A 20,402-nucleotide genomic window follows, 5' to 3' on the forward strand; every position below is an offset into this window, starting at 1 on the left:
AGTAGTAGGAAAGGTAAGGACTGAAAAAAGACTTCTTCAAAGTATGACTTTGGGGAGCGATTAATTTATCGTTGTTACTATATTAGGTATCAAAATATAGTTTTATTTACTAAATTGGTATCTTTTCAATTAAAATAGGCACACCCGAACTGTCAAAATAAGTACAAGTCATTTCCATAATATCAACGCGCCAAGATGCGATTCCGCAATTAGCAGCATCGTTGCAAAATGTGATATAATCAGTTTGTCCATCTTGATGAATTACCAGAAATTCTATAAAGCGTTCTTTATTTGCTGTGGGAGTTATCTGTATGGCAGGATATTTTTCAGTAGCGCTAATCGAAAAGTCATCCACGCCAAAATACGATACTTGGCCGTCTTTCACGTAAGTGTCGTAACCGCGCACGCCTAGTTTAATAAGATCTTTTATGTAATTTGGGAAATCGGCACCTGTTTGAACTTTATCATGTGCTTGCTTTATTTGCTCGATTGTAAACATGTTTTTTAATTTAATGAATGACAAAAGTATTGGTTTTATTTAAAACAGGTAATTAATTAGAACTAAATTCAGGATTGCGACAGAAGTTTTCTTAACTAATAAGTCCTTTATAATTTTAAAATATTCAATATTAATGATCTTTGGAACACTATGGTTTTTATTTATATTTTAAGCGAATGAAAGCTAAAATACAAATGCTAATTTAGATGATATTATTTTACTAAATGATTAAGTCCTAGTTGTATTTTTAGTAATTATGATATACAATTTGCATAATTACTCCAAATACAATAAAAAGAGATATAAAAAAAAGCACTAATAATGATGATCTAGGAGATTTTATAATTGGAATCCCGTCTTTGTAGAAATCCATAACGACACCATTTGCACCATAACCCAAAATTATTTTACAAGGTACTGTTCGATCTTCTTCAATTATAGTAAAAGTGTGTGTTGCACCAGTGATCGATTTTTTTTTGGAAACAGTTTCGCCGTTCAATTGTATGGTTTCTTTTCCTAAATAAGAATTGAAAATTTCTATTTTATTGGTTCCTAATTGTATTGTTGAAAATTTCATGTTTTTTTTTAAATATAGGAATTGAATTATAAATAAGCCAATCAATTTCTGATTTGATTTATTAAATAGATATTGGCTATAGTATCTTTATTAGGATAAAGATGCGCTATAATTATTGAGCTGTACCTATGTCAGTCAGTCTAAAATGTCATCTTGTCATATTTATTAATATCAATTTTAACATAAACTGACATTTTAATAGTGTCATTTGTATTGGCACAAAGATTGACTTAAGGACTTCGAGTGATTAAAACTAATATACAATAAAATTAAATATAGTAAAAATGGGTAAAATAATCGGAATTGATTTAGGTACGACCAACTCTTGTGTTTCTGTAATGGAAGGTAATGAAGCAGTTGTTATTCCTAATGCAGAAGGAAAAAGAACAACACCATCTATCATCGCTTTTGTTGAAGGTGGAGAAATTAAAGTAGGAGATCCTGCTAAGAGACAAGCGGTAACTAATCCAACTAAGACTATTGCTTCTATCAAACGTTTTATGGGACATTCTTTTAGCGAAGTTTCTGCTGAAGCAAAAAGAGTTTCTTACAAAATTGTAAAAGGAGACAACAATACACCACGTGTTGATATTGATGGTCGTCTTTATACTGCACAAGAATTGTCAGCAATGACACTTCAAAAAATGAAAAAAACAGCTGAAGACTATTTAGGTCAAACAGTTACTGAAGCGGTTATTACTGTTCCTGCTTACTTTAATGATGCACAACGTCAAGCTACAAAAGAAGCGGGTGAAATTGCAGGTCTTAAAGTAATGCGTATTATCAACGAGCCAACTGCTGCAGCTTTAGCTTACGGTCTTGATAAAAAAGGAAAAGATCAAAAAATTGCTGTTTACGATTTAGGTGGAGGTACATTTGATATCTCTGTTCTTGAATTAGGAGATGGAGTTTTTGAAGTATTATCTACAAACGGAGATACCCACTTAGGTGGAGACGATTTTGACCACGAAATTATTGACTGGTTAGCTAATGACTTCTTGAAAGAAGAAGGTATTGACTTACGTCTTGATCCAATGTCATTACAGCGTTTGAAAGAAGCTGCTGAAAAAGCAAAAATTGAATTGTCTTCTTCTGCTGAAACTGAAATCAACTTGCCATACGTAACTGCTACAGCTTCAGGACCAAAACACTTAGTTAAAAAATTAACTAGATCTCAATTTGAAAAATTAACTGATGCTTTAGTAAAACGTTCTATGGAGCCAGTTGCTAAATCATTGAAAGATGCAGGTTTATCTGTTTCTGATATTGACGAAGTTATTCTTGTAGGAGGTTCAACTCGTATGCCAAGAATCGCTGAAGAAGTTGAAAAATTCTTTGGTAAAAAAGCGTCTAAAGGAGTTAACCCTGATGAAGTTGTTGCAATTGGAGCAGCTATTCAAGGTGGAGTTCTTTCTGGAGATGTAAAAGATGTATTGTTACTTGACGTTACACCTTTATCTTTAGGTATCGAAACTATGGGTGGAGTTATGACTACATTAATTGAGTCTAACACTACTATTCCAACTAAAAAATCTCAAGTTTTCTCTACTGCTGCTGATTCTCAACCAACTGTTGAACTTCACGTTCTTCAAGGAGCTAGAGCAATGGCTGCTGATAACAAAACGATTGGTCGTTTCAACTTAGACGGTATTCCACCAGCACCAAGAGGTGTTCCACAAATTGAAGTAACTTTTGATATTGATGCGAATGGTATCATCAAAGTTTCTGCAACTGATAAAGGAACTGGAAAGTCTCATGACATTCGTATTGAAGCTTCTTCTGGATTAACTTCTGAAGAAATCGAAAGAATGAAACAAGATGCTGAAGCTAACGCTGAGTCTGACAAAATCGCAAGAGAAAGAGCTGAAAAATTGAACGAAGCTGATGGAATGATCTTCCAAACTGAAACTCAATTAAAAGAACTTGGTTCTAAATTAGCTGATGATCATAAAGTTGCTGTAGAATATGCATTAACTGAATTGAGAATGGCTCACCAATCTCAAGATATTCCTGCAATTCAAACTGCTCTTGATAATATCAACGCAGCTTGGAAAACTGCTACTGAAGCAATGTACGCTCAAGGAGAACAAGGTCAACAAGAAGCTGCACCAAAAGGTGAAGCTACTCAAGGAGACAATGTTGAAGACGTTGAATTTGAAGAAGTAAAATAATAAATACTTGTAAAGACTTGATTTATCGAGTCTTTACTTCTTTTATAAAGAAAAACCGTTCATTTTAGTGAACGGTTTTTTTGTGAATTAAAAACAAAAACTACTGCATGACACAGTAGTTTTTTACTTTATTCCAATTCCTTTTTTAAATATTTTGCAGTATAACTTTTTTTGCTTTTAGCAACTTCTTCCGGAGTTCCTTTAGCGATAAGTTGGCCTCCACCTTTACCACCTTCTGGACCAATATCGATAATGTAATCTGCCAGTTTAATGACATCCATATTGTGTTCGATAATTAAAATCGTATTTCCTTTATCAACCAGCTTATTAATAACTTCCATCAATACTCTGATATCTTCAAAATGCAATCCTGTTGTGGGTTCATCGAGGATATAAAATGTGTTGCCAGTATCTTTTTTAGATAATTCTCCAGCTAGTTTTATGCGTTGTGCTTCGCCACCAGAAAGCGTTGTACTTTGTTGACCTAATGTTATATAACCCAAACCAACATCTTGAATGGTTTTTACTTTTCTGTAGATCTTCGGAATCATTTCAAAAAACGGAACCGCTTCATCTACTGTCATATTCAACACATCCGAAATAGATTTTCCTTTGTATCGAATTTCAAGTGTTTCTCTGTTAAAACGTTTTCCTTGACAGGTTTCACATTCGACATATACATCCGGAAGAAAGTTCATTTCGATGGTTCGAACTCCAGAACCTTCACAGGTTTCGCAACGTCCGCCTTTTACATTAAAGCTAAAACGTCCCGCTTTATAACCTCGAATCATACTTTCTGAAGTCATTGTAAACAGATTTCTAATTTCTGTAAAAACTTCGGTATAAGTCGCAGGATTCGATCTTGGTGTTCTTCCAATTGGACTTTGATCAATATCAATTACTTTATCGATATGTTCCAAGCCTTCAATTTTTTTATATGGTTTTGGTTTTTTGACGCCATTAAAATAATAGGCATTCAAAATAGGGTAGAGGGTCTCGTTAATCAAAGTAGATTTTCCGCTTCCTGAAACTCCAGTCACGCAAATCATTTTCCCTAACGGCAGCTCTATAGAAACATTTTTAAGATTATTTCCAGTTGCTCCAGATAGTTTTAAAAACTTTCCATTTCCCTCTCTACGCTTTGCAGGAACTTCAATTTTCATTTCACCATTCATATACATCGCCGTAATCGTTTGATGTTTCAGGATTTCTGCGGGTGTTCCTTTGCTAATTATTTCGCCACCGTATTTACCTGCTTTTGGTCCAATGTCGATTACATAATCCGCACGTTCAATCATGTCTTTATCGTGTTCTACGACAATCACCGAGTTTCCAATATCGCGTAATTGTTCTAGAGAATGGATTAGTTTATCATTGTCTCTCTGGTGTAAACCAATACTTGGCTCATCGAGAATATATAATACGCCAACCAACTGCGAACCAATTTGAGTTGCTAAACGGATGCGTTGTGCTTCACCGCCAGAAAGTGATTTTGAACTTCGGCTTAAAGCCAAATAATCTAAACCAACATTCATCAAGAAGTTCAATCGATCCTTAATCTCTTTGATAACTTCCGTTGCGATACGCTTTTGTTTATCAGATAAATGGCTATCTAAGTCATTAAACCAAGCGGTCAAATCCGAAATGTCCATATCGCACAATTCAGCTATGTTTTTTTTATTTATTTTAAAGAACAATGCTTCTTTTTTCAAACGAGAACCATCACAAACCGGACAGTTTACTTCGTCCATAAATTCCTTAGCCCATCTTTTTATCGATGTCGATCCGCTTTCATCATGTTGATTTTTGATAAAATTTGAAATCCCTTCAAAGTCAATTTTGTATTCTCGGGCAACACCTAAATCTTTGGAATTGATGGTGAACTTTTCTTTTCCACCATTTAAAATCATTTCCATAGCTTCAGCTGGGATTTTTTCGATGGTGTCTGTCAATTTAAAGCCGTATTTTTCTCCAATAATTTCTAATTGTTTAAAAATCCAAGAGCTTTTATATTCGCCAAGTGGTGCAAATCCGCCTGCTTTAATGGTCAATTTAGGATTTGGAACAATCTTCTTAGTATTAATCTCATTCACCGTTCCTAAACCGTTGCAATGATCGCAAGCACCTTTTGGAGAATTGAAAGAAAATAAATTAGGTTCTGGATTCTGATAGGAAATTCCAGTTGTAGGACACATCAAATTTCTACTGAAATAACGGACTTCACTAGAATCTTGATCTAAAACCATTAACACATTTTCACCATGATGCATGGCGGTATTGATGCTTTCTGATAATCGTTTTTCATTCTCAGGGGATTCATCAATAACCATTCTATCAACTACAATTTCGATATCGTGTGTTTTGTAACGGTCTAATTTCATTCCTAAAGTAATGTCAAGAATATCATTATTTACACGTACTTTAAGGAAGCCCTGCTTGGCTATTTGTTGAAAAAGTTCTGCATAATGTCCTTTTCTAGCGCGAATAACTGGCGCTAAAATATTAATTCTTTTTCCAGAAAAATCCTGAATAATCAAATCTTTGATTTGCTCATCAGAATAGGAAACCATCTTTTCTCCAGTATTGTAGCTATAAGCATCAGCTCCACGAGCGTAAAGTAAACGCAGGAAATCATAAATTTCAGTAATGGTTCCCACTGTAGAACGAGGGCTTTTACTAGTAGTTTTTTGTTCAATAGCAATTACAGGCGAAAGTCCATCAATTTTATCGACATCAGGACGTTCTAAGCCACCAAGGAATTGTCTCGCATAAGCCGAAAATGTTTCTACATAACGACGCTGGCCTTCGGCATAAATAGTATCGAAAGCTAGGGAGGATTTTCCAGAACCAGAAAGTCCAGTAATTACAACTAGTTTTTCACGAGGAATGGAAACATCTATATTTTTGAGATTGTGAACGCGAGCGCCTTGAACTTCAATGGTATTGTCTGTGTCTAACATAATTTTTGCAAAAAAGCAAAGTTACCATTTTGATTTATTCTTTCGATACAACAGTTTAGAAGTTTATGTTAAAGATTATGTGCTTTTATTTAAATCGGCAAGATGAAGTATTTTAATTATTCGCCTGAAATCTATTAAACTGTGAAAAATTTAAATGCAAATCATATGTTCTAATTCCTCTTTTAGTCTAGTAAAGTCAATCAATTGTAAATTAAAGGTCTGATTCTCTAGTATCGATTTTAGTATGCGTGCATATTATTCAAATTAATTGTTTATTTTCGATAGATAAATTAAAAACAATGCGATACGATTATGACTATATTATCATAGGAAGTGGTTTTGGAGGCTCTGTTAGTGCTTTGCGATTATCTGAAAAAGGATATAAAGTTTTAGTTATTGAAAAAGGCAAATGGTACAAAGCGAGTGACTTTGCCAAGACTAATTGGAACCTACGTAAATGGTTGTGGTTTCCGTCAATCAAATTTTTCGGTATTATGAAGATGAGTATCTTTAGGCATATCGTCATAATTTCAGGGACAGGAGTCGGTGGTGGTTCCTTGGTTTATGCTAATACATTACCTGTTCCTAAGACATCATTTTACAAATCAGGAAGTTGGAGCGAATTAGCAGATTGGGAAAATGAACTCAAACCATTTTATAAAACGGCTTTAACCATGCTTGGTGCGGCACGAAATCCCCAATTATTTGATGGTGACATTGCCTTAAAAGAATTAGCAAAAGAAATTGGAAAAGAAGACCAATTTGAAAATCCTGCGGTTGCTGTTTTCTTTGGTAAGCCAGGAGTAAAGGTCAAGGATCCTTATTTTGAAGGTCAAGGCCCAGAAAGAGAAGGTTGTAATTTCTGTGGAGGTTGTATGACAGGCTGTCGCTATGGTGCTAAGAATACCTTGGATAAAAATTACCTGTACTTAGCACAAAATTTGGGTGCAGAAATCCTTGCTGAGAATGAAGTTTATGATGTATTACCTATTGATTCTAATAATGGATCGACTGGATATAAAGTTTATCTTAAATCGAGTACTCAATTCTTGAAAAATAAAAAAGAATTTACCGCAAAAGGCGTCGTTTTTTCCGGCGGAGTTTTGGGAACAGTTAAGTTATTACTTAAACTAAAATCAAAATCACTTCCATTATTATCTGATAAACTAGGGGAAGACATCCGTACTAACAATGAAACCTTAATTAGCGTATCTACTTTAGATAAAAGCAAAAATGTATCAAAAGGGGTAGCGATAGGAAGTTTACTACATACAGATGATAATAGCCATCTTGAGATTGTAAGATACTCTGAAGGTTCTGGTTTCTGGAAATTATTACATCTTCCGCTGTCGAATGGTATAAACACGCTGACTCGCTTAGGAAATATGACAAAGCAAGTTTTTAGCTTGCCTACTCAATATTTCAAAATCTATTTTGTGAATAGTTGGTCAAAAAGCACTGTAGTTTTGTTGTTTATGCAATCTATAGACAGTACTTTAAAATTCAAGACTAATTTCTTTGGAGGTATGGCATCGTCCGTGGGAAAAGGAGTAAAGCCAAGTGCTTACATTCCAGAATCTATGGCGTTAACAAAAAAATATAGTGAAATTATTGATGGAGTTCCTACTTCATTTGTATTAGAATCCATTGCTGGAATTCCTTCAACGGCTCATGTATTGGGTGGGGCAGTAATGGGAAAAGATGCTTCGCAAGGTGTAATCAATAAAAATAATGAAGTGTTTGGATATAAAAACATGTATGTGATAGACGGTGCAATGATATCAGCAAATCCTGGTGTAAATCCCTCGTTGTCAATTACCGCAATTGCTGAAAGAGCTATGGCGCAAATCCCTGCACATGAAAATATAAAATTGTAGATCCTATACTATATAATTGTTTTTAGAATTTAGAAATCAATTTAGAGGCGAACTAGACGTAGACGTGTTCCTTTTTAGAATGAGTAAATTCTTTAACACTCCCTAATGCCGTTAATTTGCCCCAGTTTAAGGTGTCTTAAGTATAAATAAGAGTATATCAGTAAACGTAAGCGCCATTATTTGCCCCCTAAACAAAAAATAAAGCAATAAATTTATTTTGAGGTACAAATAAGGTAAAAATCTAATCAAAATAAACATAATATCAAAAAGAAAATATAAATAAAAACGAGTTAAAACATTGTTTATCATGTAAAATTAGAAGAAAAAGGAATTGGTTAAGAAGCATTATAGGAATAAGGCTATGTGTCTTTCTTCTAAAAGTATAATATATTTTTGTTTGTATTCGTCGGATAGGAAAGAGTTATTAAGCCATTGGATGGCGATCGGCTTATTTTTCTGAAATCGTTTGGCAATTCCTTTTAGTTGTTTGTCGTTTAAGTCTAATGATTTTCCCAATCGTTCGAAATGTTCCCATTTAAGTTTTTTCTTTTTTCCTTCCAGAGGTAAAGCCAGTTCTTCCGTGTCGTCAGGATTTACAATATTTACGTTCAGAAGATCATCGGCAGGAGCTAACGTCCAGGAGTCACTTGTGTTTATCTTGGAGAAGTTCTTGAGATGCATATCATTATTTCGTGTTAAGAAGCTAAAAATTGCTAATTCCAAGAAATACAATTTATCCAATAAGGTATTATCAGAATACTCGTTTAGGGCTTTGCCAATTTTTTCCATCGAGCTTTTGTATTTATCAAAAGCTTCAGTGATTTGGAACATATCTACCATGTGGATTTTTTCACCTGTTGCTGTCCTGTCAATGCGTTTAGTTATATAGGAAAGCTCTCCGGATTGTAATCGTATCAAGCTTGATTTTACCGTATTAATTCCAAAAGCTTCTGCAATGCGCATGGTTACATGTTCATTTGCGGGCATTTCAGGAAATTGTTTGGATGGCGGTTTGAAAACATAATTACCGCCCAAAGCACCTACTACTGTGAGATGCCCTTTGTTTCCCTGCTGAATCGTTTCATTTACAAGCGATAACGAGAATTTTGGTTGTGCCCCAGGGATCGCGACGCTGCGCTCCACCACATTTAGTGCTAAAGCTGTCATTTGTTGTAGGATATGTGCAAATGTAGGTTGGCGTTTTGTTCCAAAAAAATCTAAGCTGCACTTCTCATGAAAATCGCCTCCAATTGTATCATCCAATATTTGATAACACTATAAACATTTTTTATTCATCTTCGTTTGGTATTGCTTGGACACTAGCGGCTCCGATACAATTTTGGCAACAGGCCAAGAGTAATCCCATTCGGTCGTTTTGATTAATTTTCAAGTTCTTGGATGCGATATCCAGTAGCTAGCCTTCCGGGATTAGCCCTTCAAAAAAAGGAAATAATCGTTTATCGGTATATGTTTTAGTGTTTACCAGCATCGTAAATGTGATGAACTACTTTGGATACTCACTTATATACTTTTCTTCATACTGAAAGGTATATTCTCCCTCATCTGTTTCGGTTAGTATTCCCGCTAAGACGTCTTTATAATATATTGATGCCTTTCTCATTATTCTTTCTTATCATTTTTAGATAATTCTCTTGCATTTACTGGTGCTAGGGTATGCCCAAACATTCTGAGCAACTGATTTACCTTCTCCAGATTTAGACTTTCCTTTCCTTGCTCTATTTTTCTAATAACGGTAAGTGCCACTCCAGCCCGTTCCGCAAATGCTTCCTGTGTGAGGTTTACTTCATTTCTTTTTCTTTTACAAAGTCGGCTAGTGTTATCATGGTTATATGCATTTACATCGAATCAATAAAAATATAATGAATTATATGTTAAAGCATATAATTTTATCGATTAAATCAGTTTTATATGCTTTTGCATATACTTATAGACAGTAATTACTTTGAAAAAACGTTGTCATTTAAGTCGATTTATGCCATTTATGTCTGAAAGTGTCAATGGCTTAATTTTAAAGTACAAATTAAAGTATTATTTATATGTTAACGATTTTTCAAACGATTTTAAAAAATCAATACATATTTGACCTAATCTATCAATCAAATCATTGCTAACCATGCTTAATTGATTGGTATGAATTAATAATTTGGTAGGTTTTTCTATATTATCATAATGGACATTGATGTATTCTTTGTTTAGTCCTTGAGAAAGCTTATTGGAACGTTCTTCGTGAAACTTCATTTCAAAAAGTCCCTGTAAATCAATGTTAAAATCTCGAACATAATGACCAACAGCTACAATGGTTATTGGAAATTCTTTAAAAAAAGATTCTCTCAATAATTCAATTCTGTTGTTAATACTTTCTTGTCTAAGCTTTTTTGGAACGTCCTTACTGTAACTTCCTGTAACTTGATTAAGCTCTGTAATAAATGCATTTTCATGAAAGTTTATTAAATCGCTTTTAAGGTTGCTACAATAAACGATATCAGCTATTTTTTGATAATTGTACCAAGTTTTACTCGTTCCCTCTTTTCCTCTTACAATATCACCTTTTTCATTTCGACTTTCTACAGTGTTTCTTTGTCCTTGGTATGGATACAAAGGATTATATGTTGGAACACAATCTCTACTAAACCAATTATCAACATCGGAAAATTGTAGTTTATTATTAAAATTGTTTTCCCAATCATTTGCATTATTGATAACCTCTCTTTTATGCTGTTCGGAAGATTTTAGTATATTTATAGCAGCTTCTTTTCCAATAAATAAGATTTTAGCGTTGGGGTTTCCAGTGCCTAAAAACAATTCCTTATCTTTTGCTAATTGAATTGTTTCTTTAAATTTTGAACTATAAATTACGTTACTCATATTTTTTTTAAATTACTATATAATATACTAAGCCATCATCCCCTTAACAAAAACCTCCACAAACTCCTTCATTTTGGCAATGATTCGATCGCCAATGGTTCGTGCTTGCAAAACGCTGGGTCTGTTGTCCAAACATTGAAAAACTTCGTCTTTTATGGGTTCTCTACCGCTGTATATGTAAGCATCTATTAAAGCTTTGAATTGCGCTTTGTCCAAATGTTCGTCTTCGCAAAGTTTGCCTAATGCCAGCACTTTTTGATCTTGCCAGAATTTCTCAAACTCATCTTCGATGGTATCACCATCTTTGATGTTCGGCATATTCTCGTCAATGAATTTCTGAATCAATTCACGTTTGCTTCGTAGCTGAATATCCGCTCCCAATAAATCAATTATGGCTTTCTTTTGAGCGGCTGCCGCCGATGGTGTTTTTTCTCCTTTCAGTTGTGCTAACAATTTCAGGATATAGGCCACATTAATTTGGTCTCTGTGAATTAATTCTAATTCAAAATCAATATCATCCAGTATCGATGTTTTTTGCTTTTGGGTATCTCTTTTTACTTTCTCGTACAAATCAAGATACTTGCTTTTGTATTTTTCAAATTCCTGTTCCTCAATAGGTAAATCGTCCCAATCAAAATCAGTGTAGGATTGCAAGACATTCATGGCCCGCATTAATTTCCTAAAAGCTTGAACAAACAATGCTTCGGCTTCTTCGTCTTTTAAATCATTTACGCTTTCATAAGTGGGCGTAATTTCTCGTAAAGCTTTTAAAGCTTCATCAAATTTTTCTGCAATTTTTTCATAGTCGGGCATCGTAACCACTTCGATTGCCTCTTTGTTGGAAAACAAAGTAATGGCATCGTCTGTGGCTTTTTTGAGGTTTCTAAAGGATAAAATATTCCCTTGCGACTTCTGTTCGCCTAATATTCGATTCGTTCTGGAATACGCCTGAATCAAACCGTGTTGCTTCAAGTTTTTATCGACATACAACGTATTTACTTTTTTGGCATCAAAACCTGTAAGCATCATATTCACTACAATAACAATATCCAAGCGGTCTTTCTCGTGGTTGAAGTTTTCTTTCTCTCGGTCTTTTAAACGTTGACTTATATTTTTGAAATAGTTCTCAAATTGCTGGGGGTCTTTGGTCGAAAAACTCGTACCATACATTTTGTTATAATCGCCAATATAGGTTTCTAATTTATCTCTGCTGTGTTTGGATTTGTAGATGGTTTGCGGTTCGGCGGCAATATCAAAATCTTCATCACTTGGTAAGTAATCTTGTGCTTCGTCTGAATCTTCGTTTGTGCCATATGTAAAAATAGTAGCAATACGCAAATCGTGTTCTCCAGCGAGTTTCTTTTGCTGAAACAAATCATAATACTGAATCACATTATCGATACTGCTTACCGCCAACAATGCCGAATAATCTCTACTAAAGGTTTTTTGGTTGTGATAGGCAATAATATAATCTACAATTTTATTGATTCTTTTCTCCGAATTCAATACTTCCTGTTTGTCGATATCTTCTACTTCAATATCGATAAAAGTATTGCTCTTGTTTTTGTATTTCCCAATGTATTCTATCCCAAAACGCAATACGTTTTGATCCTTAATGGCATCCGTAATCACGTATTTGTGTAAGCAGTTGCCAAACAAATCTTTGGTGGTACGTTTTCCGTAATCATTCATGGAAGCATTTTCAGCAAATATGGGTGTTCCCGTAAAACCAATTAACTGACTTTTCTCAAAGAATTTGGTAATACGGTCGTGGGTATCTCCAAATTGTGAACGGTGGCACTCATCAAATATAAATACGATTTTCTGATGGCGTAAGCTTTCTATTTTGCCCGCAAATCGTTCCGAAATAGCGTTATTTAATTTCTGAATCGTAGTTAAAACCAATTTGGTGTTATCGGTCAATTGCCGTACTAACGATTGGGTGTTATTGGTAACATCAACGCTGTCTTTCTTGAACGCATTGAACTCATTCATGGTTTGGTAATCCAAATCTTTTCGATCCACCACAAAAACCACTTTGTACACTTCGGGCAATTCCATCAAAATTTGGCTTGCTTTGAAAGAGGTTAGCGTTTTTCCCGATCCTGTGGTGTGCCATATATAAGCGTTGTCATTCGAGTTTTTAACTTGATGAATAATGGCTTCGGTAGCAAAATATTGGTACGGTCGCAACACCATCATGACCTTATGGGTTTCGTTAATCACGATATAATGCGCCATCATTTTACCCAAATGTGCTGGATTCAAAAAAGCAGCTGTAAACTCGGGTAATTCGGTGATGTTCTTATTTTTGGCATCTGCCCAAAAGAAGGTTTGCTTCACCGATTGTAATTTATTGTTGGCCAAATATTTTGTATTCACTCCATTGCTAATCACAAACAATTGCACGTATTGAAACAAGCCGTGATTGCTCCAAAAAGAATGCATTTGATACCTATTAATTTGGTTAAAGGCTTCTTTGATTTCGATACCCGAACGCTTCAATTCTATTTGTACCAAAGGCAAACCATTCACCAAAAGCGTGACGTCAAAACGATTTTTGTAACTTCCTTCTAATGAAATTTGATTGGTAACCTGATATAAATTCTGACTCGTATTTTCGGTATTAAAAAAACGAACATAAAACGAAGTACCATCTTCTTTATCCAATTGAAAACGATCCCGAAGCATTTTGGCTTTTTCAAATACATTGCCTTTGGCCAAATGATTCAAAATAGCATCAAACTCTTTGGTTGTAAAAGTAGTTTCATTAAAAACTTCTAATTGACTTTTTAGATTAGAAACTAAAGCTTCTCCATCCTGAATTTTTACTGCGGAATATTTTAAACCTATCAATTGCTTGATTAAATTATTTTCTAATGTGGCTTCGGATTGATGGCTCATAGTTATTCTTCTATAAATATTTCGTGATAAGTACTTTCTATTTCCTTTACTTCTGATTCTTCCAAAGCAGAAAATTCTCTATTCAAAGCACGTTTGGATAATATGCCTGCTCCTTGTTCTAAAAACCGAACTAATAGCCCGACCATATCATCTGGCATTTCATACGTATCATCAACATACCGCTTAAATTCATCGTATTTACGCAAATAATCGACTTCGGCAGGAATAATATTTACCATAGTATCCTGAACGCAGTCGTAAAGAAATTCTGCTTGTGCGGTTGCATCAAAATAACGGTAATAGTCTATGGTGTCATTTAGGATTTCAACGTTTTTATCCGATGAAGTTTTCCATTTAATTTGATCCAAAACAGGATGTGAATACGATTCTAATGTTTTGCTATAATCATTGATATGAGATAAAATAGATGCCGAAACAGGAAAAATCATTCCTTGCTCTGAATAGTGCATCTTTGCTAATATGTGGTGAATAATATAGCGGTGCAAACGACCATTACCATCTACAAATGGGTGAATAAACACAAATCCAAATGCTATTTTAGTAGCCACAAGAACTGGGTCTAATTTTGAGTGGACTAGAATTTCTTTTGTTGCAAATAGTCCTTTTAGTAAGGAATCTAAATCCTCCTGTTTAGCCGAAATATGATCTGGAATGGGTTCGCCCGTTTCTCGATCTCGATCGCCTACAAATCCTTGTTGTTTTCGAATACCCATTTGGGTAAAGCGATTGCTTTCAATTACTAATTGTTGCAATCGGGTTAATTCATCGATGGTTAAAGGATTAACTCCCGCTTGTCCTATAGCATTTCCCCAGCGTGCTGCGCGATTATTTCTAGGTTTTTCGCCTTCTATGGTAAACGATGCCTTCGAATCTTTTAGCAATAGATAAGCAGAAGCACGTTGTAGCACATCTTTGTGCATTCGTTTTAAATAAGCGTTTTTTTGATTCCCAATATTCGACTGAATATACTGTTCTAACTTTTCGGTTTTTCGAATCAAAGGACAAAAAAGTACCGAACCAGGCAAATTATTGATAATTCGATGGCGTGGCGAACTGATGCCTTCAATAGCATATTGCAATTTTTCATCCACTAATGGAATTGCTTTTTTAATCGTTAAGTCAGGAATGTCTAATTTTTCATTTCGCAACCATTCATATAAAAACCATATTTTTCGGCTGTATATACCTGTTGGCTCGATTTTTAAAAGTGCCAATACTTCTTCGGTTGTGAGTTTTTCAAAGAGTTTTTTGAAAAACAACAAATTGATTCCTTCGTATTTTAAAGCAAATACAAGGTGTTTGTAAAAGCTATCTTCAAAAGCATTTCGGGAAGAAAATACTTTCCAGTTTGCCGTACTATAACTTTTTCTTTTTTCGCTTATAAGCGCCAATTGCTCTGGAAAAGGCATTGGCAGTTGCAAGCTATTTAGTAAGGCACCGTAGCCTACAAGTACTCCTTCTTCTGGTGTTTCCTTCCCTTGAAAAATAGTTATTTTATGAGAATACTGCTGGTGTATCATTGGGTTGTCTTTAAATCACTAAGGAAAAATAGGTATTTATTTGGAATTTTAGGTATTTATTTAATTTTATATGCAAAAACAGGTATTCTTACACAAACATCTCCTGCAACAATCCCTTTTTAAAACTTTGCATTTGATTCATTTCTTGACTCTTGTTTAATGTCAGAACCTTGATTTTCTTGATTTTTTTGAATTTTCTAAATTTCTTGAATTTTCCAAAAAAAAATCCTTTTTAATCCTTTCCATCAAGAAAAATTATGACTTAAGACTGTTATTATGAACTCTTTTAAATTGAAGACTTTTTGCTCCAAAATTAATTAGCAAACCAATCTCGACATTATACGCTTCCAAATAATTCATAGCTTGTGCCATATGAACATCTTCCATTTGTATTAATGCTTTTAGCTCTACCATTATACAATTCTCAACAAAAAAATCGACTCTGCGTCCGCCAATTCGTTCTTTTTTATAAAAAATATCCATTTCAAATTCTCTCTGATAATTTAAACCCATCGCATGCATTTCAATTTCAAGCGCACGTTGGTAAATTACTTCTTGAAAACCATTTCCCAAAGTTTTGTGCACTTCCATAGCCGCACCAATAATCTTTTGAGTAATTTCTTGATATTTCATATTTATTGACTTTGATTATCTTGATTCTTCTTATTGTCTGAACCTTGATTTCCTTGATTGACCCTGATTTTCTTGATTGCCACTAAACGAAATCCTTTTTAATCATGTTTCAGACATTTATCGGAAATATGATTTTCTTGATTGCCACTTAACGAAATCCTTTTTTTCCTTTTAATCCTTTTAATCATGGTTCAGACTATTTAATCATGGTTCAGACAAACATTTGCTGCAACAATCCCTTTTTAAAACTTTGCATTTGATGGATTTCTTGCTTCGTACTTTCTATTTTGACATCGATACTCGATAAAAAAGTGGCGATTTTTTGTTGTTCTTCAATTTCGATTTCAGGAATTTTTAATACCCCCAATGAACTGAAATTTAATGCTGGCATTGTCGTAGAGCTTGATAAATTCATAATGTCTTTTTTTAAATGTGTTAAGACATACAAATAAAACTTATTGTGAACGCTCTTTTTGGGAATCAGTCTAAATAGATTATTTGCAATTACTCCATTGTACCCATAACCTATTAATCCTGGAACTCCATATCTTACCATAAATAAATCATCTTCAAAAATCAAATTTCCTTTGTCTGTGTTTTTTATGAATCTTGGAATTTCTTTATCACTTGTTAAATCAATAATCCTAATAAATCTTTCCATATTATCTGATTTTTCTAAAAACTGATCCTCAATACCACATTGTATACCTTGTTTAAACGAAAATAATTCATTCATTTTTACGCTTTCCCAATCCGCATAATCAGTTCCATTTTCATCTTTGAAGCGCAATTTGCCCGAGAACAATTGTTGCATTACGCCTTTTTTGTATTGTTCTACTAATTCCTTTTTGCGAGAAAGTTGCTGTATTTTTTCATCTACCGCACTTAAAAAAGAAGCAATTTTTTGTTGTTCGAGGGGGGATGGAAAAGGAAAAATAGTTCCTCTTAAGGTTTTTAATGACAAATTTTTAATTGTTGAACCCGTTAATTCCGAGATAAAAAAGTTTTGAATTTTATCTGTATGAAAAACATGAAAATAAAAGTTTGTACTTTCTTTAAAATTAAAATATCCAACACTTTTCCCAAGCATTACCTTTTCATTATTATACTTTGCAATATTTCCAATTGTACCATTTAAAGAAATTAAAATAGTGTTTTCATTTAAGCTTTTATCATTTTTTTTAAAAATGGCATAATCAACTTTTTTAGTTTTATCTGTAATTTCAATTTTACCATTAGTTAAATTATTACCATTGATAAAACAAATATCAGAATCATCTGAATATATTGGCGTACCGTGCAATCCATCACCAATTTTTTCAGCTAATTTCCCTAGTTTTATCTTCTCCCATTCTCCCTTAAACCCAGGAAACCGCAATTTTGGTATATTTTGTATCGTAGCCATTAGTTGCGTTTGTTTTTTAATTTATCTTCCAATTGCTTTAGCTCTTCTAAATCTTGTGCATCGGCTTTTTGAGCATCAAGTTTTTTTCGTTGTGTATTGAACTTTTCGTAAATGGCATACACTTTTTCTTCCATTTGGGCGTGACTTACTTCTCCTTTATGGTCTAACACTTTTTTATCATTAAATTCAATAATCCGATCTATATTGGTTTTCCAAAAATCCATTGTAATATCTTGTCGGTTTTTTGCTCTTAATTCGGCAGTTTCTAGAAATACCACAACAAAACGATTTAAGGTATCTATTTCATCAGGAGTCAAATAGTTTTTTGCAATATAAATATCTTGTTTCCGCACCACGGAACCTTTCCAAGACGTTAATGCCATATTAGGATCGTTTGGATTGGCACGAGAAACTACAATTTCGGCAGCTGTTTTTTCGGTAACAGCGAATAGAATTTTATTTTGAGCTTCGGCAAAAAACATTTGGGTTGCTTTGTCGGTTTTATCATAATCATTACTCAATGAAAATAAATCACGCACTTTTTGATAAAATCGTTTTTCAGAAGCTCGAATGTCCCGAATTCGCGCCAGTAATTCATCAAAATGATCAACTCTGCCATTAGGGTTTTTCAGTCGTTCATCATCCATCACAAAACCTTTAATCATATATTCTTGAAGGTTTTGGTTTGCCCATTGTCTAAACTGAGTACCTCTTTTACTTCGCACTCTAAAACCAATGGCCAAAATCATTGCAAGCGAATAGAAAGTAACGGAATAATTTTTGCCATCTGAGGCAGTTGTAAAGTAATTCTTTACAACTGATTTATCCTCTAATTCTTTGTCTTCCAGTATACTTGCGATATGTTGGCCTACATTTTGTTTAGAGGTGTCAAAAAGTTCGGCAAGCTGATTTTGATTCATCCAAGCGGCACCATCTTTGGTCATAAGTGCGACCGAAGATTTTCCATCTATCGTATTGTATATGATGACATTTTGTTCTTCCATCATTTAAAACGGTGTTTCAATTCCTAATTCGGTACAAAAATCCGCAATCGTCGCATCGGTCGTTTTAGCAAGAGTTGCTAATTCTCTCAATTCAGAAGTTATCGCTTTTAAATCAATCGCATCTTCTTCTTCAAACGTATCTACATAACGAGGGATGTTCAGGTTGTAATCATTGGTTGCTACTTCAGTTAAATTCGCCAAATGGCTGTATTTCGCTTCTTCGCTTCGGTTTTTATAAACGTCAATAATCTTATCAATATCTTCTTTGCGAAGCGTATTTTGAGTTTTTACCTTTTCGAAATGTTGGCTAGCATCGATAAACAAAATACTTCGACTTCGCTCAGTATCCTGGTTTCGGTCTTTCTTCAACACCAAAATACAAGTCGGAATACTCGTTCCATAAAATATATTGGCAGGCAAGCCGATCACGGCATCCAAATAATTTTTCTCTTTGATTAAATACTCACGAATATGACCTTCGGCACCGCCACGAAACAAAACCCCGTGCGGAAGTACAATTGCCATCGTTCCGTTATCAGCCAATTGATGCACCATGTGTTGCACAAAAGCAAAATCGGCTTTGCTACTTGGCGCCAATTTTCCGTAAGCCGAAAATCGGTCGTCATTCATAAACAAAGGACTCGCACTCCAGTTTGCCGAAAATGGCGGATTAGCTACTATGGCTTCAAAACGCAAATCGTAATGTTGTGGGCGTTCCAGCGTATCTTCGTTCTTAATATCAAAACGTTTGTAGTGCACATCGTGCATAATCATGTTCATACGGCACAAGTTGTACGTAGTAGGATTCATTTCCTGTCCGTAAAAAGCACTTACGTCTTTTACTTCCTTAGCCACACGCAACAATAGCGAGCCTGAACCACAAGTCGGATCGTAAACGCTTTTGAGTTGTTCTTTGCCCACCGTTACCAGTTGCGCCAATATGCTACTGACTTGTTGTGGCGTATAAAATTCACCTGCTTTCTTGCCTGCTCCACTGGCAAATTGCCCAATTAAATATTCGTAAGCATCGCCAAGCACATCGCTATCGGTATTTTCTAAATCAAAGTCGATTTCGTCCAAATGAACCAAAACCTTTACAATCAGTTCGTTTTTATCCGCTTCTGATTTTCCTAGTTTATGAGAAGTTAAATCCAAGTCAGAAAACAGATTCCCAAAATCTTCTTCACTTTCTGAACCCATCGTACTTTGCTCAATATGCGTGAGTACTTTGGATAAATCGCCCAGGATAAAATTGTTTTTTCCGCCTGCATTTCCTCTTCGTGCCAATTCGGAAAACAGTTCAGACGGCAGTAAAAAGTAACCGAGTTTGTCTAAAGCTAATTGTTTGATTTCTTCTAATAAGGCAGCTTCTTCAGCATGTCCTTCAATTTCCTGAAAAGTTAAACCGTCTGGTTGTAGGATGGTGTTGGCATACAAGTCCATTTTTGTACTTAGGTATTTGTAGAAGATAAAACCTAATATGTAATCTCTAAAATCGTCAGCATCCATTTTCCCACGTAGGGTGTTGGCAATATTCCAAAGTTGTTGTTCTAATTTTTGTTTTTGTTCGGCTGCCATTAAGCAAGTATTGTTTTTGAATTAAAATAAATGCTAAAGTATCGAATATTTAATGAAGTGTAATGAGGAGAACTGTAAGAAAGTAAAAAAAAACATACTTTTTTGTTTTCCTTTAGTTTCTAATAGTATCCTTTTAGTGATCTTTCAGCTTATAAGCTGTCTTAAAAGCTTTAAATGTAAATACTAATTATACCTCTCTCGTAATATATTTGCGTTTGAAATAAAAAACAATGCCTTTAATTACCTATAAAGTAATAGTTTAAGCTATATGTTTTATTAATCTTAATAAAAGCTATTTATTAATTATTATATAAAAAGTATTTGACTTGTAATTTTAAACAATCACTATATGAATCATTACCCAATT

At 34.3% G+C, this 20,402-nt stretch carries 13 protein-coding genes and 1 pseudogene; 2 read left to right on the forward strand and 12 right to left on the reverse strand.

The genetic code is table 11. From position 1 onward, the window contains the following. Positions 1 to 109: 109 nt before the first annotated feature. Both LNP27_RS10720 and LNP27_RS10725 read right to left on the reverse strand, forming a co-directional pair. Positions 110 to 499, reverse strand: a complete 390-nt coding sequence (locus tag LNP27_RS10720; RefSeq protein WP_229941601.1) for a DUF1398 domain-containing protein — start codon at positions 497 to 499, stop codon at positions 110 to 112. A gap of 247 nt (positions 500 to 746) precedes the next feature. Then, positions 747 to 1,076, reverse strand: a complete 330-nt coding sequence (locus tag LNP27_RS10725; RefSeq protein ID WP_229941602.1) for a hypothetical protein — start codon at positions 1,074 to 1,076, stop codon at positions 747 to 749. A gap of 284 nt (positions 1,077 to 1,360) precedes the next feature. Between LNP27_RS10725 and dnaK the strand changes: the two genes are divergently transcribed. After that, positions 1,361 to 3,247: a molecular chaperone DnaK gene (gene dnaK / locus LNP27_RS10730; protein ID WP_229941603.1), complete on the forward strand. Its 1,887-nt coding sequence runs from the start codon at positions 1,361 to 1,363 to the stop codon at positions 3,245 to 3,247. A gap of 128 nt (positions 3,248 to 3,375) precedes the next feature. On the opposite strand, the gene uvrA is transcribed toward dnaK, so the two are convergent. Next, complete coding sequence (gene uvrA / locus LNP27_RS10735) at positions 3,376 to 6,207, reverse strand: excinuclease ABC subunit UvrA (protein WP_229941604.1); 2,832 nt, start codon at positions 6,205 to 6,207, stop codon at positions 3,376 to 3,378. Between the two features lie 299 nt (positions 6,208 to 6,506). On the opposite strand from uvrA, the gene LNP27_RS10740 reads away from it, so the two are divergent. Further along, positions 6,507 to 8,084: a GMC oxidoreductase gene (locus tag LNP27_RS10740; protein WP_229941605.1), complete on the forward strand. Its 1,578-nt coding sequence runs from the start codon at positions 6,507 to 6,509 to the stop codon at positions 8,082 to 8,084. Between the two features lie 345 nt (positions 8,085 to 8,429). Here LNP27_RS10740 and LNP27_RS10745 read toward each other — a convergent pair whose 3' ends face one another. From LNP27_RS10745 to LNP27_RS10790, 9 genes and pseudogenes are all read right to left on the reverse strand, one after another. Continuing rightward, positions 8,430 to 9,347 carry a HipA domain-containing protein gene (locus tag LNP27_RS10745; RefSeq protein WP_229941606.1) on the reverse strand — a complete coding sequence of 306 codons (918 nt, stop codon included), beginning with the start codon at positions 9,345 to 9,347 and terminating at the stop codon, positions 8,430 to 8,432. Between the two features lie 357 nt (positions 9,348 to 9,704). Beyond that, positions 9,705 to 9,928, reverse strand: a pseudogene (locus LNP27_RS10755) (helix-turn-helix domain-containing protein). Between the two features lie 205 nt (positions 9,929 to 10,133). Next, positions 10,134 to 10,970, reverse strand: a complete 837-nt coding sequence (locus LNP27_RS10760; protein WP_229941607.1) for a hypothetical protein — start codon at positions 10,968 to 10,970, stop codon at positions 10,134 to 10,136. Positions 10,971 to 10,997: 27 nt separating this feature from the next. Beyond that, the gene (locus tag LNP27_RS10765; protein WP_229941608.1) at positions 10,998 to 13,874 is read right to left on the reverse strand and encodes a type I restriction endonuclease subunit R; all 2,877 of its coding nucleotides are present in this window, start codon (positions 13,872 to 13,874) and stop codon (positions 10,998 to 11,000) included. A 2-nt stretch (positions 13,875 to 13,876) separates the two neighbouring features. Beyond that, positions 13,877 to 15,415 (reverse strand): Fic family protein, encoded by a 1,539-nt coding sequence (locus LNP27_RS10770; protein WP_229941609.1) that lies wholly within the window; start codon positions 15,413 to 15,415, stop codon positions 13,877 to 13,879. A gap of 255 nt (positions 15,416 to 15,670) precedes the next feature. After that, positions 15,671 to 16,048 carry a GxxExxY protein gene (locus tag LNP27_RS10775; RefSeq protein WP_229941610.1) on the reverse strand — a complete coding sequence of 126 codons (378 nt, stop codon included), beginning with the start codon at positions 16,046 to 16,048 and terminating at the stop codon, positions 15,671 to 15,673. Positions 16,049 to 16,259: 211 nt separating this feature from the next. Further along, the gene (locus LNP27_RS10780; RefSeq protein WP_229941611.1) at positions 16,260 to 17,453 is read right to left on the reverse strand and encodes a restriction endonuclease subunit S; all 1,194 of its coding nucleotides are present in this window, start codon (positions 17,451 to 17,453) and stop codon (positions 16,260 to 16,262) included. Then, positions 17,453 to 18,460 (reverse strand): virulence RhuM family protein, encoded by a 1,008-nt coding sequence (locus LNP27_RS10785; RefSeq protein WP_229941612.1) that lies wholly within the window; start codon positions 18,458 to 18,460, stop codon positions 17,453 to 17,455. The genes LNP27_RS10780 and LNP27_RS10785 overlap by 1 nt, the downstream gene beginning before the upstream one ends. Continuing rightward, positions 18,461 to 20,035: a type I restriction-modification system subunit M gene (locus LNP27_RS10790; protein WP_229941613.1), complete on the reverse strand. Its 1,575-nt coding sequence runs from the start codon at positions 20,033 to 20,035 to the stop codon at positions 18,461 to 18,463. Between the last annotated feature and the right edge of the window lie 367 nt (positions 20,036 to 20,402).

Origin of the sequence: Flavobacterium galactosidilyticum, assembly GCF_020911945.1 — a bacterium.
GTDB lineage: Bacteria > Bacteroidota > Bacteroidia > Flavobacteriales > Flavobacteriaceae > Flavobacterium > Flavobacterium galactosidilyticum.